Origin of the sequence: Capnocytophaga haemolytica (assembly GCF_001553545.1) — a bacterium.
Taxonomy (GTDB): Bacteria; Bacteroidota; Bacteroidia; order Flavobacteriales; family Flavobacteriaceae; genus Capnocytophaga; species Capnocytophaga haemolytica.
On record NZ_CP014227.1, the window covers coordinates 1,016,575 to 1,036,175 of the forward strand.

3 protein-coding genes are annotated in these 19,601 nt (G+C 45.8%); all 3 read left to right on the plus strand.

Annotation, left to right across the window (positions count from 1 at the left end):
* The first annotated feature begins 492 nt into the window (after window positions 1-492).
* The 3 genes from AXF12_RS04555 (at window position 493) to AXF12_RS04565 (ending at window position 19,594) form a co-directional block, all read left to right on the plus strand.
* Entirely contained in the window at window positions 493-1,497 is a 1,005-nt protein-coding gene (locus tag AXF12_RS04555) for an OmpA family protein (RefSeq protein ID WP_074860790.1), read from the plus strand.
* Between the two features lie 105 nt (window positions 1,498-1,602).
* Window positions 1,603-10,038 carry a T9SS type B sorting domain-containing protein gene (locus tag AXF12_RS04560; RefSeq protein ID WP_066428705.1) on the plus strand — a complete coding sequence of 2,812 codons (8,436 nt, stop codon included), beginning with the start codon at window positions 1,603-1,605 and terminating at the stop codon, window positions 10,036-10,038.
* Window positions 10,039-10,282: 244 nt separating this feature from the next.
* Complete coding sequence (locus AXF12_RS04565; RefSeq protein ID WP_143325013.1) at window positions 10,283-19,594, plus strand: T9SS type B sorting domain-containing protein; 9,312 nt, start codon at window positions 10,283-10,285, stop codon at window positions 19,592-19,594.
* Window positions 19,595-19,601: the final 7 nt, after the last annotated feature.

Genomic DNA, 19,601 nt, shown 5'->3' on the forward strand with positions numbered 1-19,601 from the left:
CACAGGCAATTAATTCTGCATACTAATAATTTTAATTTGCAAAGGGGGTGTGCACTGGGGGCTGATAGCTGGCAGCTGAGACCTTTTTCAGGCGGCAAAGGTACGACTTTTTGATGGATTATGAATAATGTACAGCGAATAATTTTTCAGGGATGGGAATGGAGTAGGGGCGTTTTTTATTTTTGTAGGGGTGAGTAAGGGGGTAGATCCGTTGTGGATCCGTTTTTTCTTCGAAGGGGAAGGGTGGGGGAGGGGTATGTTTTTTTTAAGAGTGTAACAGGGTGTTTTTGAGTTTTCTACGGGTGTGGTAACGGGGTATTTTTGGGGTTTGGCACGATTGTTGTTTGATTCTAAATTAGAAAAATACGTGTATTTGTTTTTTTGTTTTAAAAATAAGTTGTACTTTTGTCGCCCGAATCAGTTTATTGTTTTTTGAAAAGAGGCTGAGTACACTTAATAATAGTAATAAATCGGTTAGAAAATTATTAAGAAATGAGAAGAAGTATTGTTTTAGTTGTTTTTTTGTTGGCATTTCAATCGGGAATTGCCCAAATACAGGTAAATGTGCTAAAGATTTACGAGGATATAGCGCGCAAGGGTTATACTTTAGAGGAGACTTTGGAGCGTTTGGGCGATGCGTATTATTTTCAGAAGGATTATAAGCAGGCTTATTCGTGGTATGATAAGTTGATGAGCAATAGGACGTATAAGCCTAAGGCGGCGTATTACTACCGCTACTCGGAGGTGTTGCAGGCTTTGGGCAGGAAGGCTGAGGCGGATAAGGCGCTGAAGACTTTTGCCAGTATGGTGAGCGCTCAGGATAAAGCGAGCGAAGGGAAGAGTGCCACTAAGGTAAGTGGGACAGTGAAGGATTTGCAGACTGGGGAGCCGCTTTCGGGGGTGGCACTGACGCTTTTGGACAGGCGGATGAATGTAATAGGTACTACGACTACTGATGCGAAGGGGGCTTATAGTTTTGACAAGCCTGTGGAGAATTCGGCTTATGTGTATATCCGTGGGGTGAAGAAGGGCTATGAAGGGCAAGAACCTCAGGTGTTTTTCACCAAGGGCGACGCGTTGCAATACGAGCTATTGTTGCCTCCGAATACTTATAAGGTAGAGGAATACGATGATTTGGCAAGGCTTTTTGCTATTGATAATATTCACTTTAACTATGGGAGTATCAATATCCGCTACGATGCTTCGGTGCAGCTGGCTAAGGTGGTGGCGTTGATGGAGGCGCATCCGTCGGTACGCATCGATGTGAAGGTGCACACCGATAGTAGGGCTGATGAGAGTTATGCTATGGAACAGACTGAGAGCCAAGCGGGAGCGATCTACAAATGGTTGCTATCCAAAGGGGTGCCTTCCAGTAGACTTACGGCTAAGGGCTATGGGGGAACTCAGCTGGTGAATGGTTGTGAAAAAGGGGTGCCTTGTAGTGAAGAGGAACATCAGGCGAATAAGCGTGTGGAATTTATAGTAACCAGTTTATAAGAAATATAAGATTTTTACAAGATAAAACTTGGGAGGGTAGGAGTAAAGTATTACTTTTGTCCTCCCAAAATATGGAATAGAAGAATAGTTTAAATAGTAATAACAGTGCAGAATAATATTTTAAAAGGAGAAGGGGTCAGAGGGCTCTCTTCATTGATTTTTGTTGTTTTATTTAGTTTTATTGTTTTAGTAAATGTAGCGCAGGCGCAGTGCAACAATCCACTTTTGCAGAAGTCGCTCGAGAATACGAAGGCTTCAGCCTTGCCCGCAGTAACGCAGGGCAGTACGGCGGTTATTTATTTGGATACTGCTACCAATATTATGCAAGGGGTGCAGTACACCGCCACCGATGCGCAGGGGCATCACTTTACCGGTGCCTTCAATACGGTGAGCGGACTGGTGGAAATCAACGTAGGGGTGATCGACAGTGAGAAAACCTTTACCATCAAAGCCGAGAAAGGCGGCTGCTCTTACACGCTGCCTACACCTGTACGCATCAAGGCGGTAACTACGCCACAGCTTTCTGTGCGTATAGTAGATGAGTACTGTAAGAAAGCGGGTGGCTTCTTAGCCCAAGTGGTAGGCACAGGTGAGAATGCCGATGACTACAACTACTCCTACAAGAAAGCCTCAGCAAGTGCGTTCATCAATACCTACAGCCATACCAAGGCTTTGGAGGCGGGGGATTATGAGATAAAAGCAGTACACAAGACTGACCCTTCAAAGACCTTTGGACCTACAAAGATACATATTGAAAATAGAACCCAAGTGCCGATGTTCGACCTTCAGGAGCGCATTTCGCTCTGCCAAGCGAATAAAGCCAGTGTGGTGGTGAATGTAACGCGGGGCAACTTCCCGATGACCTACAAACTCTATTACTCTGAGGACTTGAGAACTCCGATAAAGACTCAGGTGAATGACAATCTATTCACAGACTTAGACCCTAATAGGAATTACACCATTGGGGTAGCGGACTTCTGTGGGGCTTCGGGCAATGGTGAGGAAGAGACTAAAGCCGTCAATTCCACCAAGCTCAAAGGTGCTTTTAGCATCACCAATATGAGCCCTATGCAAGATCCTTACGTCAAAAATATTGGCAAGTGCCCAGGTGATAAGCTCTATTTTATTGTAAATGCTGATTTTGTAGCGCTTAATGATAAGGGGACAAGACTCTATGGCAGTCCGTTTGGTGAAGATGGGTATCTACTGAAAAACGATAATGTGCCTTACCCGCTGACGCTCTCAATGCTATATACCTCACCTTCGGGGAAAACATACAGCGAGACGATAGTGATGCACAACAAGAAAGACGTAGAGCGGTTTGCCAGCAATGGGCTCCACACCTCTATGCGCTTTGATACCTATAATATGAATTCTTCGGTGCTCAACAATGTGCCGCACGAGAAAGGAAAATGGACACTGAAGCATACCCTCACAGATGGCTGTGGCAAGGTGTATACAGGCGAGCAACAGAAAGAAGTAACAGCAATAGATAGAAGCCTTGGTGCAGGGATGCAAGTCAATGCCGATAACTGCACGGGAATGCGCTTCTCTCCTTCATCAAAAAGGACAGTAGACATTGCCCTGCTGAGCTATCCTTCGTGCTTTAAGCCCGAGAATAATGGCTTTTACAGAAAAGAGATACAGGGCAAGGTGTATCCAAACGTAAAGCGATACGTGCAGGGTCAGTCGGTTGCCTTTATCAGTGATGCCGCTTGCCAAGGGGAATACGTCTTCCAATTTATAGATGAATGTGGCAATAGTGAGGTAGTAACCAAAACGGTAACCCTTAGTGGTACCTCTTTTGCTCGTGCATCGGTAACTTCTTATGGGGTATGTGATGCTTTGGATAAGCAATTTATTGCAAAGGTAAGCCTATCAGGATCTACCTTCAAGCAGGTGGAAGTGCTCAATGACGATGGCAGCCTTTACAGCAATGTAGCCACTCAGACGGCTGAGGCTAATGGGGCTACTCAACTGCTATACGTAACGCTTCCTGTAATCAAAGGTGGTAAGTACAAGCTGCGCATAACACCCCAATGTGGCAATGTGGAAACCAAAGAGGTGCAAGCCGATGGGGCTGACTTAGTGGCTCATTGGGAACTGAAAGATTGCAAGCTAAGTGTTACCCTCAAGAAGAGAGACAATCGCTACCCTGTGCGCATCAGTACAGAGAAATACATATTGCAGTACTACGATGAGAATACCAACACTTGGGGTGCTATTGAGAAGCAAAACGATGGCTCGCAAGCGTACAAAACAGGCGGCTATGAAGAAGTAGGCACCTACGTAGGTGATGAGGGGCTTACTAAGGAATTGCCAAGCCAATATGAGATGGCAGGCAAGTACCGCGTGGCAGTGATCGTTTACCAGCCTTATGCCGCTAATAATAAGTGTATCACTACCCTTTCAGAATACAACTTCGGGGAGCGCATTAAGGCTGAGCGCGTGTATAAACTCAGCTGTAGTGATGGGGCGTATCACGTGGCTGTAGTAGCCAGTGGGGGCTTTCCTCCTTATACGTATGAGATTATAGCCATTGGTGGGGATAACGTTACCCCTATAGCCAGCACGAATGGTAAATTCTTCCTAAAGCTACCTGCAAAAGACGGTACACCGAATAAGAACCCTAATGTGAACTATCGTTTCAGTGTAAGGGATAAGTGTGGTAAATCGGCTACTATTGACGCCGTAGTCAACGGTATGCCTAACTATGTGATCACTGCTGACTTAGCGAATTATTGCCAAGGTGGGAAAGCAGTGCTGTCAGTGCCAGAGCTTGGCGGAGCTGGCTTTGCTACCTATCAGTGGTACAGAGAGGACGCGCCAAGTAATATCCTCAGCACCTCAAATGTGCTAACGATAACCACCCTTACCGCTGAGGACTTTACTCATAAATACAAAGTAAGAGTGCAGCCCACTGACCCCAATGTAGACCTATGCTTGGATAGCGAGCTGGCATATCAGTTAGTGAAGAACCCCAATGCAAAACCAAGTAAGCTCATCGGCAAGACACTGCCAATATGCTCAGGGGATCTTGAAACTAAGATTTCAACAGAAAAGGGCTATAGAAATTACGATCTGAGAGACCTCTTTGAGGTGGAGAACATAACTGAGGGTAAGATTATAGATCTCTCAGGGCAGTTGCAAATTAAGAACTTCAAAGTTGACCTCACACAAACCCTTATCATAGGCAATAGAACTTTTCAGTACATAGGGGTTGATGCTTGCGGCAATCAGGTGAAAGCTACCGCTACGATTACCGTATCCCAGAGTGCGCCTACGGTCAAGTTTGGCAATAATAATACCATTGCCCTGTGTAATGATGCCAATATTACCTACGCAGAAATAGAGCAAAAGGCACGGGCTTTGTTTGGCAACCTGATCCCTAACGCTACCTTATCGTGGTACAAAGAGGATCGTAATAAAAACATCGTTGCTGTTAGCCCTACAGATAGGCTATTGATGCTCAACAATCCACAGAATGTTTACTTCACTTATAGCAATGCAGGCTTTAATTGCCCTTCAGGGTATACAACCCTCAAAATCAGTCAGGGCAGGCTGCCTAACACTCTTTCGGCTAAGCAGTACGATATTTGTGGGGTGCCAACCGTAAAGCGCATCGCTCAACAGATCAAAGAAGATGAGGGCTATGCTAATGATACTTCATTAGCAGTGAAGATCCTCAAGGCTGGGCAAAGCACTGCCCTACCTGATGAATATGAGCTCACTGATACAGAGCACTATACTTTCTACTTTGCGAACTCAGGCAGTGAACAATGCAAGACCGCTGCGTATACATTGCAAGTACAATCCACACGTGGATTAGACACTTATCAACCCGTAGTAGTGAGCGAGTCAGCAGCCACTTGCACTGACGATGAAGTATTGAAGATCAGCAATTATGTAGTGGGCTATACTTATATTTTCACCCAAGCAGGGGTAACAGACACCAATGTAAATGTAGCCACTACAGGCGTCATCTCAGGGCTTACCGCTGGGCTTAGCTACAAGGTGCAAGCTAAGAAAGGTAACTGCCTATCAGTCCTCTCTGAGAACTTCCAAGCTACTCCAGCTCAAGGGGGAGCTAACCTCATAGTCCCTGCTCAGCCTAAGTGTATTGGGCAGAACATAAAGGTAGGTGAGATAAAGGATAACTTAGCTGCTCTTAATGGTGGTTCTCGTACGGACTACAACGTGTATGAAGCAGGTGCAACAACCGCCTTAGGTAATGATGACATCATTGATCCTACCAAGCAGTATGAGGTAGAACGCAGCCATACAGGAGGCACTTGTCCATCGGTGAAGAAGCCTTTCCGCATCAAGCCACAGATCATTACCTCCTACAATGGTGAGCATACAACAGATAGCTTCTGCAAAGGTACTACCATAGCCGATCTAAAACAAACCATCGCTACAGCAGAGCATATCACTATCAACCAGATTAAGGTATTCGATACAGTCATAGGAGCTGAAGTAGGTGATACTACTCCTCTTTTCGTTACTGAAGATACCACTCCTTACGTATATCGTTACCAATACCAAGTAATAGACAACACAGGCACTAAGTGCGATTCTGATAGGCGTGATGTACGGGTGCGTGTGGTAGGTGCTGATAGGCTTACCCAAAAGACATCCTTCTGTGGGTCTGAGCCTGTATCAATAGTGTATGCTACTTATAATATCACAGGAATAGGCACTACTATAGGTTTACCTTCAGGAGTTGAAGCGAAGTACAACCCAACTATTAAGCGCATAGAGATTGCTGGTAGCACTACCGTCAAGGGCAGCTATAACTATACGATACCGCTGCTCTCCTCTTGCCCTTCAGCACAGATCACAGGTACGCTTACCATCGGGGATCAGCAGAGCAAGAAGCCTACCACTACCTCTCAAGAGATCTGTGGGGCAGGCACCATAGCTGATCTCAAAGCAAAACTCAAGCTATCACAGCCAAAGGTATTCCTAACCCCTACAGCTACTATTGAGCTCCCTGATAGTACGCCTTTAGTGAATAATCATACTTACTACATTACACAGACAGAGCACAATAAATGTGAAAGTGCTGCCCAAGGAGTAACCGTTACCCTTAAAGAGAAGACAATCTTCAACAGGGTAATAGCACCGCAATTCTTCTGTAAAGGTGATGCACGAGTTGATAAACTCATCTCAAAAATACCTAAGCCAGCAGGCGGCACTGTAACGCTATACAACTCTTTAGGATATAAAGCGAGTGGCTCTACGGCGCTGCAAACAGGCACTTATTACGCAACCATAACTGAAAGTGGCAAATGTGAAAGTGATAAGATTCCTATTCAGGTAACCGTGGCGGACTTAGCGGCTCCTACGCTCTCAGCTGCTATTGCCACTTGTGATGCAGCAGGCACTACCGTTACGATCACTAACTACGATGCCAGCCTCATTTATGAGATCATCCCTCAGGATGGTGTTATCCTTTCAGGTGCTACTATCTCCAATATGAAGGTAGGCACTAATTATACCCTTACCGTTGGAAAAGGATACTGTACTGCTTTTACAAATATCAAAGCAGCCCCTCAGCTTGCCAAGCCTGCCAAACCTATCCTTAGCATTACTCCTGCTACCTGCACCCAGACCACGCAGGTAAAAGTAACTAATAGGGATGCCACTCCAGGTGTTGTTTATAAATTAGTTGGAGGAGCTAACCTCACTGTTCTTTTTGATGGCACTGTAAAGGATTTAAACGCAGGCACTGGCTATAGAATAGCGGTAAGTAATAAAGGCTGCGAGTCAGACCCTTCTGATCCATTTGATGTTGTGGTTAATACCATACCTGCTGCACCAACATTAAGCGTTACCCAGCCTACTTGTGGCGTGCCTGCCAAGGTACTTATCACCAATTACGATCCTAACCTCACCTACTGGAAAGATGGCTCCCAGCTGACCATAAGCGGCACAGGTCAAATCACAGGGCTGAGCACAGGAGCGAATCAAAGAATTAAAGCCCGAAATGCCGCAGGCTGCGAATCGCCATTGTCTAATTCATTCTATATCAATTCACCGAAAAATAAACCTGCAAAACCAACCCTTATCATTACTCCTGCCAACTGTACCTCAGCTACTAAGATCAGGATTACAAACCGCGCTGTAGGAATTGAGTATAGGATAGGCACCACCATACTGACCCTTGATAGTATGGGTAATGTCACCAATGCATTGGCTATAGGAACCAATAAGCAGGTCATCGCTCGCGATAATGCTGCAGTCTGCACTTCAGAGCCTTCCGATCCATTTGATATAGAAGCGAAGAAAGCAGCTCCTTTAGCTCCTAATGTAACCACCAACGCACCTACGTGCGAGCATCCTACCCAAGCTAAAATCGCAAACTATGAGGCAGGGCTTACGTACCTAAGTGGCACCACTACCCTAACCGTAGCCCCTGATGGTACCATTACAGGGCTTTCGGTAGGCACACATACTATTAAGGCACGAAATGCCGCAGGCTGTCAGTCCGCACCTTCTAACTCATTTACCATAGCCCCTCAGAAGCCTACCCCTACAGCACCTACCGTGAGGAACCTCACCGAGTGCCCTGCAGGTAGCGGCTATTTTGATATGGCTACCTTAGTAACCCCCACAGGCGGTAATACCCTGCGTTGGTACACCACACAAACGGCAACCACTTATGCTACTCAAGCACTGATAAACAAAGCTACTATAACCTCTAAATCAGTAGAAAAACGATGGGTATCACAAGTAAATACAGAAGGATGTGAGAGTCCGCGCGCAGAAGTAACCTACACTATCGACGATACTGAGGCTCCTGAGCTTACCGCTCCAACGCCTTTAGTAGTAGACTGCAAGGCTGCTAACCTCAGCACCCAAATCAGCAATTGGCTGACCACTGCTACCGCTACCGATAATTGTAGCAGCCCTACAATTACCCATAATTACAACAGCGTAAAGCCAGCTGACTGGTGTGCCACAGGGGTCGTAACGGTTACCTTCATCGCCAAAGATCCTTTTGGCAATACCACTACTAAGACCTCAACCATCCGCACCCTGAGTATTGACGCTGTAGATGACACATATACCACGCCTATCAATGGCACTACAGGGGCTACAGATGTGATTGATGCACTTGCAAACGATAGCTTTAACGGCAACCAAGCCACTACCGCTAACGTAACCATTAGCATCGTTAAGCCTGCTACAGGCACCACCGTCCCTACGCTCAATACCACCACAGGCAAAGTATCCGTACCAGCAGGCACTGCCTCAGGCACTTACACCATTGTCTATAAGATTACGGGCACAGTGGGAAGCCTTAGCGTTTCGGATACAGCAACGATCACCGTTCACGTCCAATCGACCCCTATCACTGCCGTGCCTGACCTTCGCCATATCCCTAATGGGGCTGACGGCGGCACTGTCACCAACGTGCTTACCAATGATGACCTCGGCGGCAACCCACCGACACCAAGCACCGTGACCATCACTTGGGATAGCGTCCCTAACGGCTGGAGTGGCAACCCCGATGGCATCATCAGCGTACCAAAAGGCACCCGATCAGGCACTTATACGGCTACCTATACGATATGTGAAAAAGCCAATCCTACCAACTGCGCTACCACTTCGGTAACCATCACCGTAGGTGCACCACCAATAACAGCCACTGACGATAGCTATACCTTCACGGATACTACCGCAACGCGCACCACTGGCAATGTGCTTACCAACGATAGTTACAATGGGCATACACCAAGCACCCAATCGGTAACCCTCAGCTGGGGAATCCCATCGGGCGGCGGACTTATAGGCAACCCCGACGGCACCATCAGCGTACCTCAGGGCACTGCCAGCGGCACTTATACCTTTCCTTACACGATATGCGGCAAGCTCAACACCGATAACTGTGCCACTGCTACCGCAACCATCATCGTGAGTGGAACACCTACGCCGCCTTTGCCTCCTACACCACCAGCACCGATACCGCCTATAGCAGTAGACGATAGCGGCAACACGCTTATCAATACCCCTATCACTATCAGCGTGCTTGGCAACGACACCCCTAATGGTGCTACAACACCTACGGTCGTAAGCCAGCCTTCCAATGGATCTGTAGTGGTAAACACCGATGGCAGCATCACCTATACCCCTAATCGCGACTACACAGGCACCGATCATTTCCTATACGAGATCTGCAACGCAAGCGGTTGTGCCACAGCTACTGTAAGCATTGAGGTCATCACCGATATAGTGCCATACAACGCTATTTCGGTAGATGGAGATGGAGTGAACGACTACTTCCGTATAGGTGGTATAGAAGCATATCCCGACAATGTAGTACGCATTTACAACCGTTGGGGCGTAAAAGTCTTTGAAACAGAAGGTTATGACAATGTCACTCGTGTCTTCCGTGGTATTTCCAATGGTCGTGTAACGGTAGAAGCCGCCGATAAATTGCCACAAGGCACTTATTACTACGTCATTGAATATGTTGATAAGCATAACGATAGGCATACCAAAGTAGGTTGGCTATATGTTAAGAAAAACAAATAAAAAAGTTAAATACCCGTACCAGAAAATACACCTCGGTGCGGGTATTTTTCTCTTAGGAAAAACCTTACAATTCGAAACGGATTCACAACGGATATGTAACGAATAAATTCACCTTTTTAGCTAAGTCAAAATCTTAAAATTTTGTTATTTTTAATAAATATGATTGCCAGATTTAAAAATAGTGTTATTTTTGCCCACAAAATAGCAGTATAAAATGTGTAGAAAAACCTATAATGTTTTAAATATGAATAAATTGATTTCTTTATGGTGTGTCCTTGTGTGTGTATTTGTAGGGCAAATTTTGCACGCACAGGTGTCAAATCTCACTGTGGAAAACACAGCGCCTGCCAATACCAACATAGCCTCTAATGGTTACGAGGTAGGGATGCTTAAGGTTTCGATGAACTTAGCAACGAAAAGTATTGCGAAAGTAAAAATAACCTTTCCTAAGGGCGTAAAGCACGATGGTAGTGCGATTACTGTCAGTGGAGGTACGGCTACGGCACCTGTGGCAAGTGGCAACGACCTTACTTTCGACCTTACCCCTAACACAGCAGGAGGTATTGTAACCTTCTCGCTGAAGAAAACCATTACCCCTGAGGGGCATAAAGAGGTTGTAGGCGGGAAAACCCTTCAAGACCAAGTAAGTGTTACCCAAGGGAGTACAGCACAGAAGAAAGGCGATGCTTATAGTAATTATAAATACCCCTCTTTGGTAATTACAGACCCTACTCCTAAGGCAGATTCGCAAAAAGGCGATAATACCACTACTTTTACGATTGCCAATGGAGGTGAGGGCAAGATAGAAAGTTTTTACCTGAGCCTTAAATACCCTAATGGCTTAACTCTTAAGACCCTTAAAGTGGGGACTACCAATATTACTGTTCCTACGAAAACAGGTGATAAGTATATTATTGCGATTCCAGCAGCGGCTATCAATAGCGGTAATGGGCTTGTAAAAGGAGGAGCACCTATTACTATTACAGAAACGTATACACAAGCTGGGCGTTGTGCCTCTGGCGATATAGAGTATATTGCCAATTGGGGAAAATCAGCTACAAATGCCGATTGGTATCAAGCGATGATTAAGGGGAAGGACAACTATAAGCTACGCAAAGTTAGCACTCCTTCAGCAGCACCTGATATTAAAATGAATACAGGCAATAACGACTCTTACTTCACAATGAAGAATGGCTTTAATGTGCCTGTAACACCCGTAGCTGCTGCAACTGCTCCTGCGGCAAATGTAATGGGGACAATGCGCGTGTCATATAAAAACAACGCTGCGGTAGGCTCTGGCGGGGCAGCCTATAAGGTCAATTTGCTCATTCAAGAGAAGTGGAATGATGGGGCAAATGCCTTTTTCCGCCCTATCAACTTTAGGATTGTAAAGTCTGATGGCACTACTACGCCTATCCCTACCTCAGGTGTAAAGACAACAACAAGCGGGAATATAACTGGGCAAAACAAGCTCTTTAGCGTATCGCTTGAGGGGCTTACTACTGACCCCGATGGGGCAGATGGCTTGGAAGATTTGGATGCCGATGGCAAGTTTGACGATTTGGCACCGGGCAAGTCTTTTGCCATAGAGTTTGACTTGGTTAAAAATAGAACTGATGTCTCTGACTGCCTTACAGGGAAAGGTTTTATCTTAGCCTATTCCTCTTATGTAGGCTATACGACTACTTGTGGTACTACTCCGGTGCCAGCTATTAAAAATCAGTACGACCTGAGAGCCTATATTCTCAATCTGCTGACCCCCGCGGATGTTTCGTTCATCCCTCCTGTTTTAGTGAAAGATGCACCTGCACTAACGGCGCGTTTTGCAGGGAAAACCTCTCAATCCGAAATAGAAGAGAGAAGCAAAGGCGGCACAAATGAACTATCAAAATACCGCTTCCAATACGTGATAACGATTCCCGATGGAGTAGAGGTAGACCAATCGACTATCAAATGGCATTCTTCTGCTAATTACCCTGTAACGACAGAAACTATTAATTTAACAGCAGGGCACCCTAATTTAGATATAAAGCAAAACGGAGGCAGTACTGTCATAAAAGTACTTTCACCAGAAGGTGAGCGAGGCTTTGTAACAATGGATCTTAAAGCGAAGTGTGGTACGAATAAGAATGTACAAGTGAATTATGAGCTTTTCTTCTTTGATAAATATAGTCGTGCTAACAATGCTTTAAAACTGTTGTGTGTCGATAAACCTGTGCAAATCATTTGTGATGGTTGTGCAAATAATGGTCCACTGATTATCAATACCGAAGGCGAACGCTCAGAGAACTCACTCGGTTGGAAGGATTACACGATGAGAGAGCGTCATACAAAGGCTACGCTAAAGGCAGCTGACCCTTTGATGCTCAGGCGTGCGCTCCCTTTAGATGAGATAGAGATCGTTTCTAAAGGGAAGCAGGGCGCTGGCACTGCTAACAATCTGTACTACTCCTTTACTTCTAATGAAGGGATGACCTTAGAGCCTAAGGAATTGGTATTTAAGATTACCTCAGGGGCAAATAATGGTTATATAAAGACGATAAATACCTTTGCTGAAACTTCACTGCCAGGTGAGGGAGGTGTTAGCATCAGAAGAATACAGAAGTTCGTTTGGACTTTGCTCTCCGCAGCAGATGGCAAAACATTGCAACCCAATGATGCCTTTGAGGTAAAGGTTACTTATAAGGTAAAACCGACCTTAGGTACAGATGTACAGAAGAGGGAATATAGTGCTCAAGACCGCTTGATTGCTCAGAAGGTCTACTTCTATATGTTAGAAAAAGATGCGCAAGGGAAGGATGTAGAGCGTTATTGTGGTGCCCCTAATGTACCTGAGTTCTACATAGCTGACACTTTTCCTCATTCGCGCTATAATGGTGATGCTCCTTACTATGTACTTACAGGCTGTACACCTAAGGATTTGGGGGGCTATACAGTACACTTAGCACGTAGGTTCAATACAAGAGGTACTGCATTTAATAAAGAGTTTCGCCCTGATAGGCTTGTAAAGAAAAGCGAGTTTACGCTGCCTAATAGCTATAAGGTTACAGATGTAAAATATTATTATGTACAGACAGCAGGGGGTAAACTTATGCAAGTTGTTATCCCAGCAGATAAAATTAAAAAGACCTCAGTAGGCAATAGCACTAAGTACACAATAGAGAATGAGCTAACCCCTAATGGTTTCCTCTTGCCCCCAGGTATTATTCAGGTTGAGAATGGATACTCTTCCCATATACAAGTATGGACGCAGGCTACTTGTGCTTCACCACAATCTACCAATTTTAGAATAAAGACTTGGTTCTACGACTTTTACTATCATTATGCGAGAGTTGAGTCAGATCCAAGCAAGGATGGGCGTGTTGAAGCAGGCGTGGAATACAATGATGAGGATCAGCAAAATGGCGGGCGCAACATAACGCTAAATAATATGCCTTCCATCAGGTTGGATGCTGGTACGACTATAGAAACCTTGGCTCAAAAAACAAATGACCTGAGCATTACCCTTAGGAATACAGGGGCAAATACTGCTCCTTACACTTGGATTTCAGTGCCTGAGGTTACTGGGGTAGAGGTTTTAGGCTTGTACGACGGAGCTAATGCCATTGGTCGTGTAAGTACCATTACAGGGGAGTATATGTACTACCTTAGCAGTGCAGGCTTAGCGAAAGGAGCTTCAAAGAACTATACCCTTAAGGTAAAGCTCAACGACTGTAAAACAGCAACCTTAACAGCCTACGCAGGCTGGAATTGCACTGAATACCCTACAAGCTATGAGAACTCTTGTAGTAGTAACCTGCAAGCGGGAAAGACTACTTATACACTGCAAGCAGCCGTAAGTGAAATACAGTTTACCAGAACTAAGAGTCCACAACAAGGTACTGCTAAGCAAGGTAAACTTGAGATGTGTAAGGACAATATATACGAGTATATTATCAATGCAAGTAAAGAAGGAGACATCATCGACCCTAAGCTCTTGATTCATAAAGAAACGGGGATAAAGATAGCTAAGGTTGAGGTATATTATCCTTCAAATGCTACTACACCTACCAAGAACTACACTGTTGTGCCAGAAGAAAACGGGGCGTGGGTTTACAAACTGCTCGATGATGGCGAGGCTCTTAAAGGACTTAAATCAGAGCCTAACGATGTCAATAAGCGCAATATACGCGTGGCGATTACCGTAGTGCCTGAGTGTAGTGTACGTGCAGGTGCAATATTCCGCACTGAGGTACAAGGGAAGAGTGCTTGCGACGGCTCAATACAAGGAACACGCGATGCTGACATTATCTCCGATATTGATGGCATCACCCCAATAGCTTACTCCGTAGTGCCTACCTTGGTGCACCAAAGCGGTAGCGCTAAGGCTTGTGGTGTCGGAGCTATTTATAGAGGTACTTACAAGGTAACCTCCTCAAGCCCTTCTGCTCAGACAGGTAATACTGATAAGCTCGTGATTCGCGTGCCTAAGGGCTATAACCTCTCTGGCTTTACTTTTGTAAGCAAGAGCGGAACCTTCATTAACCCTACAGACTTTGAGAATGCTAACCCTGCCCCACAAGGCGATATAAAGGAATACACCATTGCAGCACCTCAAGGGATGAAAAACGGTGATGAGTTCACATACACCATAAAGGTGATGCAGGTTTCTACCGCTGCTGCCTCTGATTGTGAAAAAGCAGATGAATTGCAATACTATGCTATTGCTAATGTAGCTGCACCGCCTTGTCCTTCAGGAGCTTGTGCTAATATAGAAAGAGCATTGGCAACACCTGTTAGAGTGCCTATTCTTACCAACCGTTCAGCGCTTTCAATCAAGGACCTTAGTGCAACCACTCAAATCGAAGACGCAACGAAGGAGAAACGAAGCCTTAGCTTCAAAGTAGGCACTACTACCGAGACCTTCAGTGGGCAAATACGCTTTAAAGTAGTATACGATACCAACAATAACGGAAAAATAGACGCTACTGATGAGCAAATAGCCACTTTCTTAAAGCAAAATCTTAGTATACCAGCCAATGGCACAGTAGCCATAGCAGAAGCAATTAATGTGCCAGCTGATAAAGTATGCCGCTTGCTCATAGGTATTGAAGGAGCGGACAATCCTTGCCTTTGCTCTATCGATGCCGTTCAAGTGCCCGCACCAACGCAGATCACAGGTTTAGTAAAGAACTTAACCCTTTGTGCTGGTGAAAGTAAAACCTTTGAAAAAGATAAGGCGGCACAGCCTACTTACCATACCTATGAGTGGAAGAGTAGCAGTACAGAGGCTTTGGGATACCTCTCAGCAGCCAATATCCTACAGCCTACATTCCATTACACAGGGGCTACCTTTACAGGTACAAAAACCTTCACTTATACACTCGAAATTACCCGTGAAGGAGGCTGTAAAGCTACACAAACAGTAACCGTAACAGTCAATAATACTCCTGTCGCCTTACCCGCTACACCATTCTGTGTAAATGATAAAAAGAAGGTAGGCGAGATAAAAGAAGCGCTTAAAAACATAAATGCAGGCACTACTGTTGCCGATTTCGATGTATTCGAACAAGGCAACAATAGCCCACTGGGCGATCAAACCTATGTAGATCAAACTAAGGTTTATGAAGTACAGCGCAAAGCCAAGGGAGCTAACTGTGCAAGTGAGAAGGTAGTCTTCCCAACAAAGGCACAGTATATCACCGCTTACAATGGTGAGCACGACCAAGATGTACTCTGCCCAGGGGCTACCATTGCTGACTTAAAGACTAAAATTGCTGCTAATGAGCACGTCTCAGTAAGCCAAGTAAAGATTTACAACCGTCTTTCTAATGGAACAAAGGGCACTGAGATTACAAATGGCAATCAGCCTTTAGAGGCAGTAGAAGATACCACACCTTATAACTACAAATACCAGTTTACTGTATTTGATACCACAAACACGAAGTGTGAGTCCGAAGGCCGTGATATCAAGGTGCATATAGTAGGCGTTACAGCCACTACTACCAAGACTACCTATTGCCAAGGAGAAACAGTTAATATTACTTACAAAGTACGAGCTGTTAAAGGTATAGGCACAGCAACAGGTCTTCCAGCAGGACTTACAGTAAATTACAATCCTACTGCTCAAACAGTACAAATTACAGGAACTGCCACAGTAGGCACTTATACCTATGCTATACCACTGACCTCGGCTTGTACTACAGCGCAAATCACAGGTACTATCACTATTGGCTCAGTGGATAAGCCAACAGTAAGTGTAGCCGCTGCTACTTGTACCGCCTCAGGTACCACAGCAACGATTACCAACTACGATAGCACTGCTACCTATAGCATTACGCCAAACACAGGGGTAACTATCACAGGTAGCAGCATCACAGGCTTGACAGTAGGTACAGCCTACACCCTGAAAGCAATCAAAGGCACTTGTGACTCTCCAAATTCAGATAGCTTTACCGCTACTGCACAACTGACTGTGCCAGCGAAGCCAACAGTAAGCGTAGCCGCTGCTACTTGTACCGCCTCAGGTATCACAGCAACGATTACCAACTACGATAGCGGAGCCACCTATGCTATAACGCCAAACACAGGGGTAACTATCACAGGTAGCAGCATCACAGGCTTGACAGTAGGTACAGCCTACACCCTGAAAGCTACTAAAGGCACTTGTGATTCGCCAAATTCAGATAGCTTTACCGCTACTGCACAACTGACTGTGCCAGCGAAGCCAACAGTAAGTGTAGCCGCTGCTACTTGTACCGCCTCAGGTACCACAGCAACGATTACCAACTACGATAGCGGAGCCACCTATGCTATTACGCCAAATGCAGGGGTAACTATCACAGGTAGTAGCATCACAGGCTTGACAGTAGGTACAGCCTACACCCTGAAAGCTACCAAAGGCACCTGTGATTCGCCAGATTCGGATAGCTTTACCGCTACTGCGAAGTTAGCAGTGCCAGCAGTCCCTACGCTCAAGCCAATAACAGACCTCTGCCCAACAGCAGCGAGTCATCAGGTGTCCTTTGTCGATTATGTCAATACACCAGCAGTAGGCACTTTGTATTGGTATACAACGGCTACCACCACAGTTTCAAGCACTACGGCACCTACTATTGATACCAACGTAACTACCAAAACGGTCGTTACTCATTATGTAGCAGTGGTAAATGCCCAAGGCTGTGAAAGCACACGCGTGCCTATTACTCTCACAATAGACGACACCACCAATCCAAGTCTTAGTGTGCCACCTGCCTTGGTCGTTGATTGTAAGTCAGCAACGCGCACTGCAACTATTGATGCTTGGCTCGCACAAGCCACTGCAAATGATACTTGCCAAGGGGTAGTTACACCTACAAATGATTATACCCCACCAGCCGATCCTTGTGCAGCGGGTACCACAACGGTTACTTTCACCGCTAAGGATAAGTTTGGGAATACAGTAACGAAAACCTCAGTGATTACCAACCTGAGTGTTATTGCCAATGGCGATACAAATACAACAACTATCAATGGTGGTACAGGAGCACCTAATGTAATTGACGTACTGAGCAACGATAAGGTCAATGGCAAAACGCCTACAGTAAGCACTGTAAGTCTTACCGTTACTACTCCAGCAACGCCTAAACAGTCAGGAGCTAACGTACCAACCTTAGATAAAACTACGGGTAAAGTAAACGTACCACCAAGCACCCCAGCAGGTACTTATACTATCGTGTACCAGATATGCGCTACTCTATCGAGCACGACGGCTTGCGATAGTGCCATAGTTACAATTACTGTGAGTGCTTCACAAATTATTGCCAACCCAGATATACGCAACATACCAAACGGTGCTAACGGCGGTACAGTAAGCAGTGTAATACCTGACGACAGCTATAATGGACAGACCCCACCGCCAGCAGGTACAGTAACGGCAACGTTCAACAACATACCAAGCGGCTGGACAGGCAACCCTGACGGTACAATCACCGTACCAGCAGGCACCCGCTCAGGTACTTACACGATGACTTATCATATCTGCGATGCTTTGGGTAATTGTAGTAATGAGGCAACCGTAACGGTAACCGTAGGCGCACCACCGATCGTAGCAACGGATGACAACCGTACAATACCAGATGGTACTACAGGCGGCACTGTTACCAATGTATTGACAAACGATACTCTCAACGGGGTACCAGTAAACAATACTACTTCGGTAACACTGACTTGGACGAATACCCCAGCAGGCTGGACAGGCAACCCTGATGGTACTGTAACCGTACCTCCAAATACCCCAGCAGGCGTATATACGATTACTTATACCATCTGCGAAAAAGCGAACCCAACCAACTGCGATAGTGCAGTGGTGACGATAACCGTAAGCGTTCCGTCAGTAGCCCTCAAAGCTAATGACGACCCAGCAGCAGGTACCTTTACCAATACCATAGGGGGCACCACCACCAGCGTACTGGCTAATGATACCTACAATGGAGCGCCAAACCCAAGTCTGAGCTCGGTAACGCTCACTTGGAATACAGCAACGCCAACAGGTTTCACCTATAATAACGACGGTACCATCACCGTAGCCGCAGGCACAGCCACAGGCACTTATCAGATTAGCTATACGATCTGTACAAAAGTAGGTACTGTAACCTGCAGCACTGCTACCGCTACCGTAAGGGTAGTAGCCGCCACACCAACGCCAACAGTCAATGCCACTGACGATCACTTCACGGCAACCTCCACAGGCGTGATCGGCAATGTATTGACCAATGACACGGTAGACACTACCCAGTCAGCGACCACTACCAACGTAACCATCAGCGTTACCACGGTAGCCCAAGGGGTAGGTACCAGCACCACAGTGCCAGTTCTCAACCCAGCCACAGGTGATGTAACGGTGTCAAACAATACACCATCAGGTACTTATACGATCGTTTACCAAATCTGTACCGTAGCCACACCTACCGCTTGCGATACAGCCACCGTCACCGTAGTAGTGCCACCAGCCACCGTTACACCAACGATCAAGGCTGTCGATGACACCGCCACCACAACCCTTAATACACCAGTGAATATCAATGTATTAAGCAATGATAAGGATTACGGAACCACACCGCAAGTAAGCCTGCAAACACCGCCAAGCAATGGTACAGCAATAGTCAATGCCGATGGAAGCATCAGCTATACACCAAATACCAATTACTCAGGCACCGACAGCTTTGTATACGAACTTTGCGATGGAGCAGGCAACTGCGTAACAGCCACTGTAACAATCGATGTGATTGCCGATATTATCCCTTACAATGCCATTTCGGTAGATGGTGACGGCATCAACGACCACTTCCAGATAGGCGGTATAGAAGCTTACCCAGACAATGTAGTACGCATCTACAACCGTTGGGGTGTCAAAGTCTACGAGCAGTCAGGGTATGACAACGTAACAAAGGTCTTTAGAGGTATCTCCAACGGCCGCGTAACGGTCGAAGCCAACGAGAAGTTACCACAAGGTACTTACTATTACGTAATCGAATACACTGATACTAAGGGTAATCGCCAAAATAAAGTAGGCTGGCTCTATATCAAGAAAAAATAATAATAAC

Excerpts from the sequence above, each read along its gene's own strand:
- AXF12_RS04555 (WP_074860790.1), top strand. The coding sequence starts at position 493 with ATGAGAAGAAGTATTGTTTTAGTTGTTTTTTTGTTGGCATTTCAATCG.
- AXF12_RS04565 (WP_143325013.1), top strand. The coding sequence starts at position 10,283 with ATGAATAAATTGATTTCTTTATGGTGTGTCCTTGTGTGTGTATTTGTA.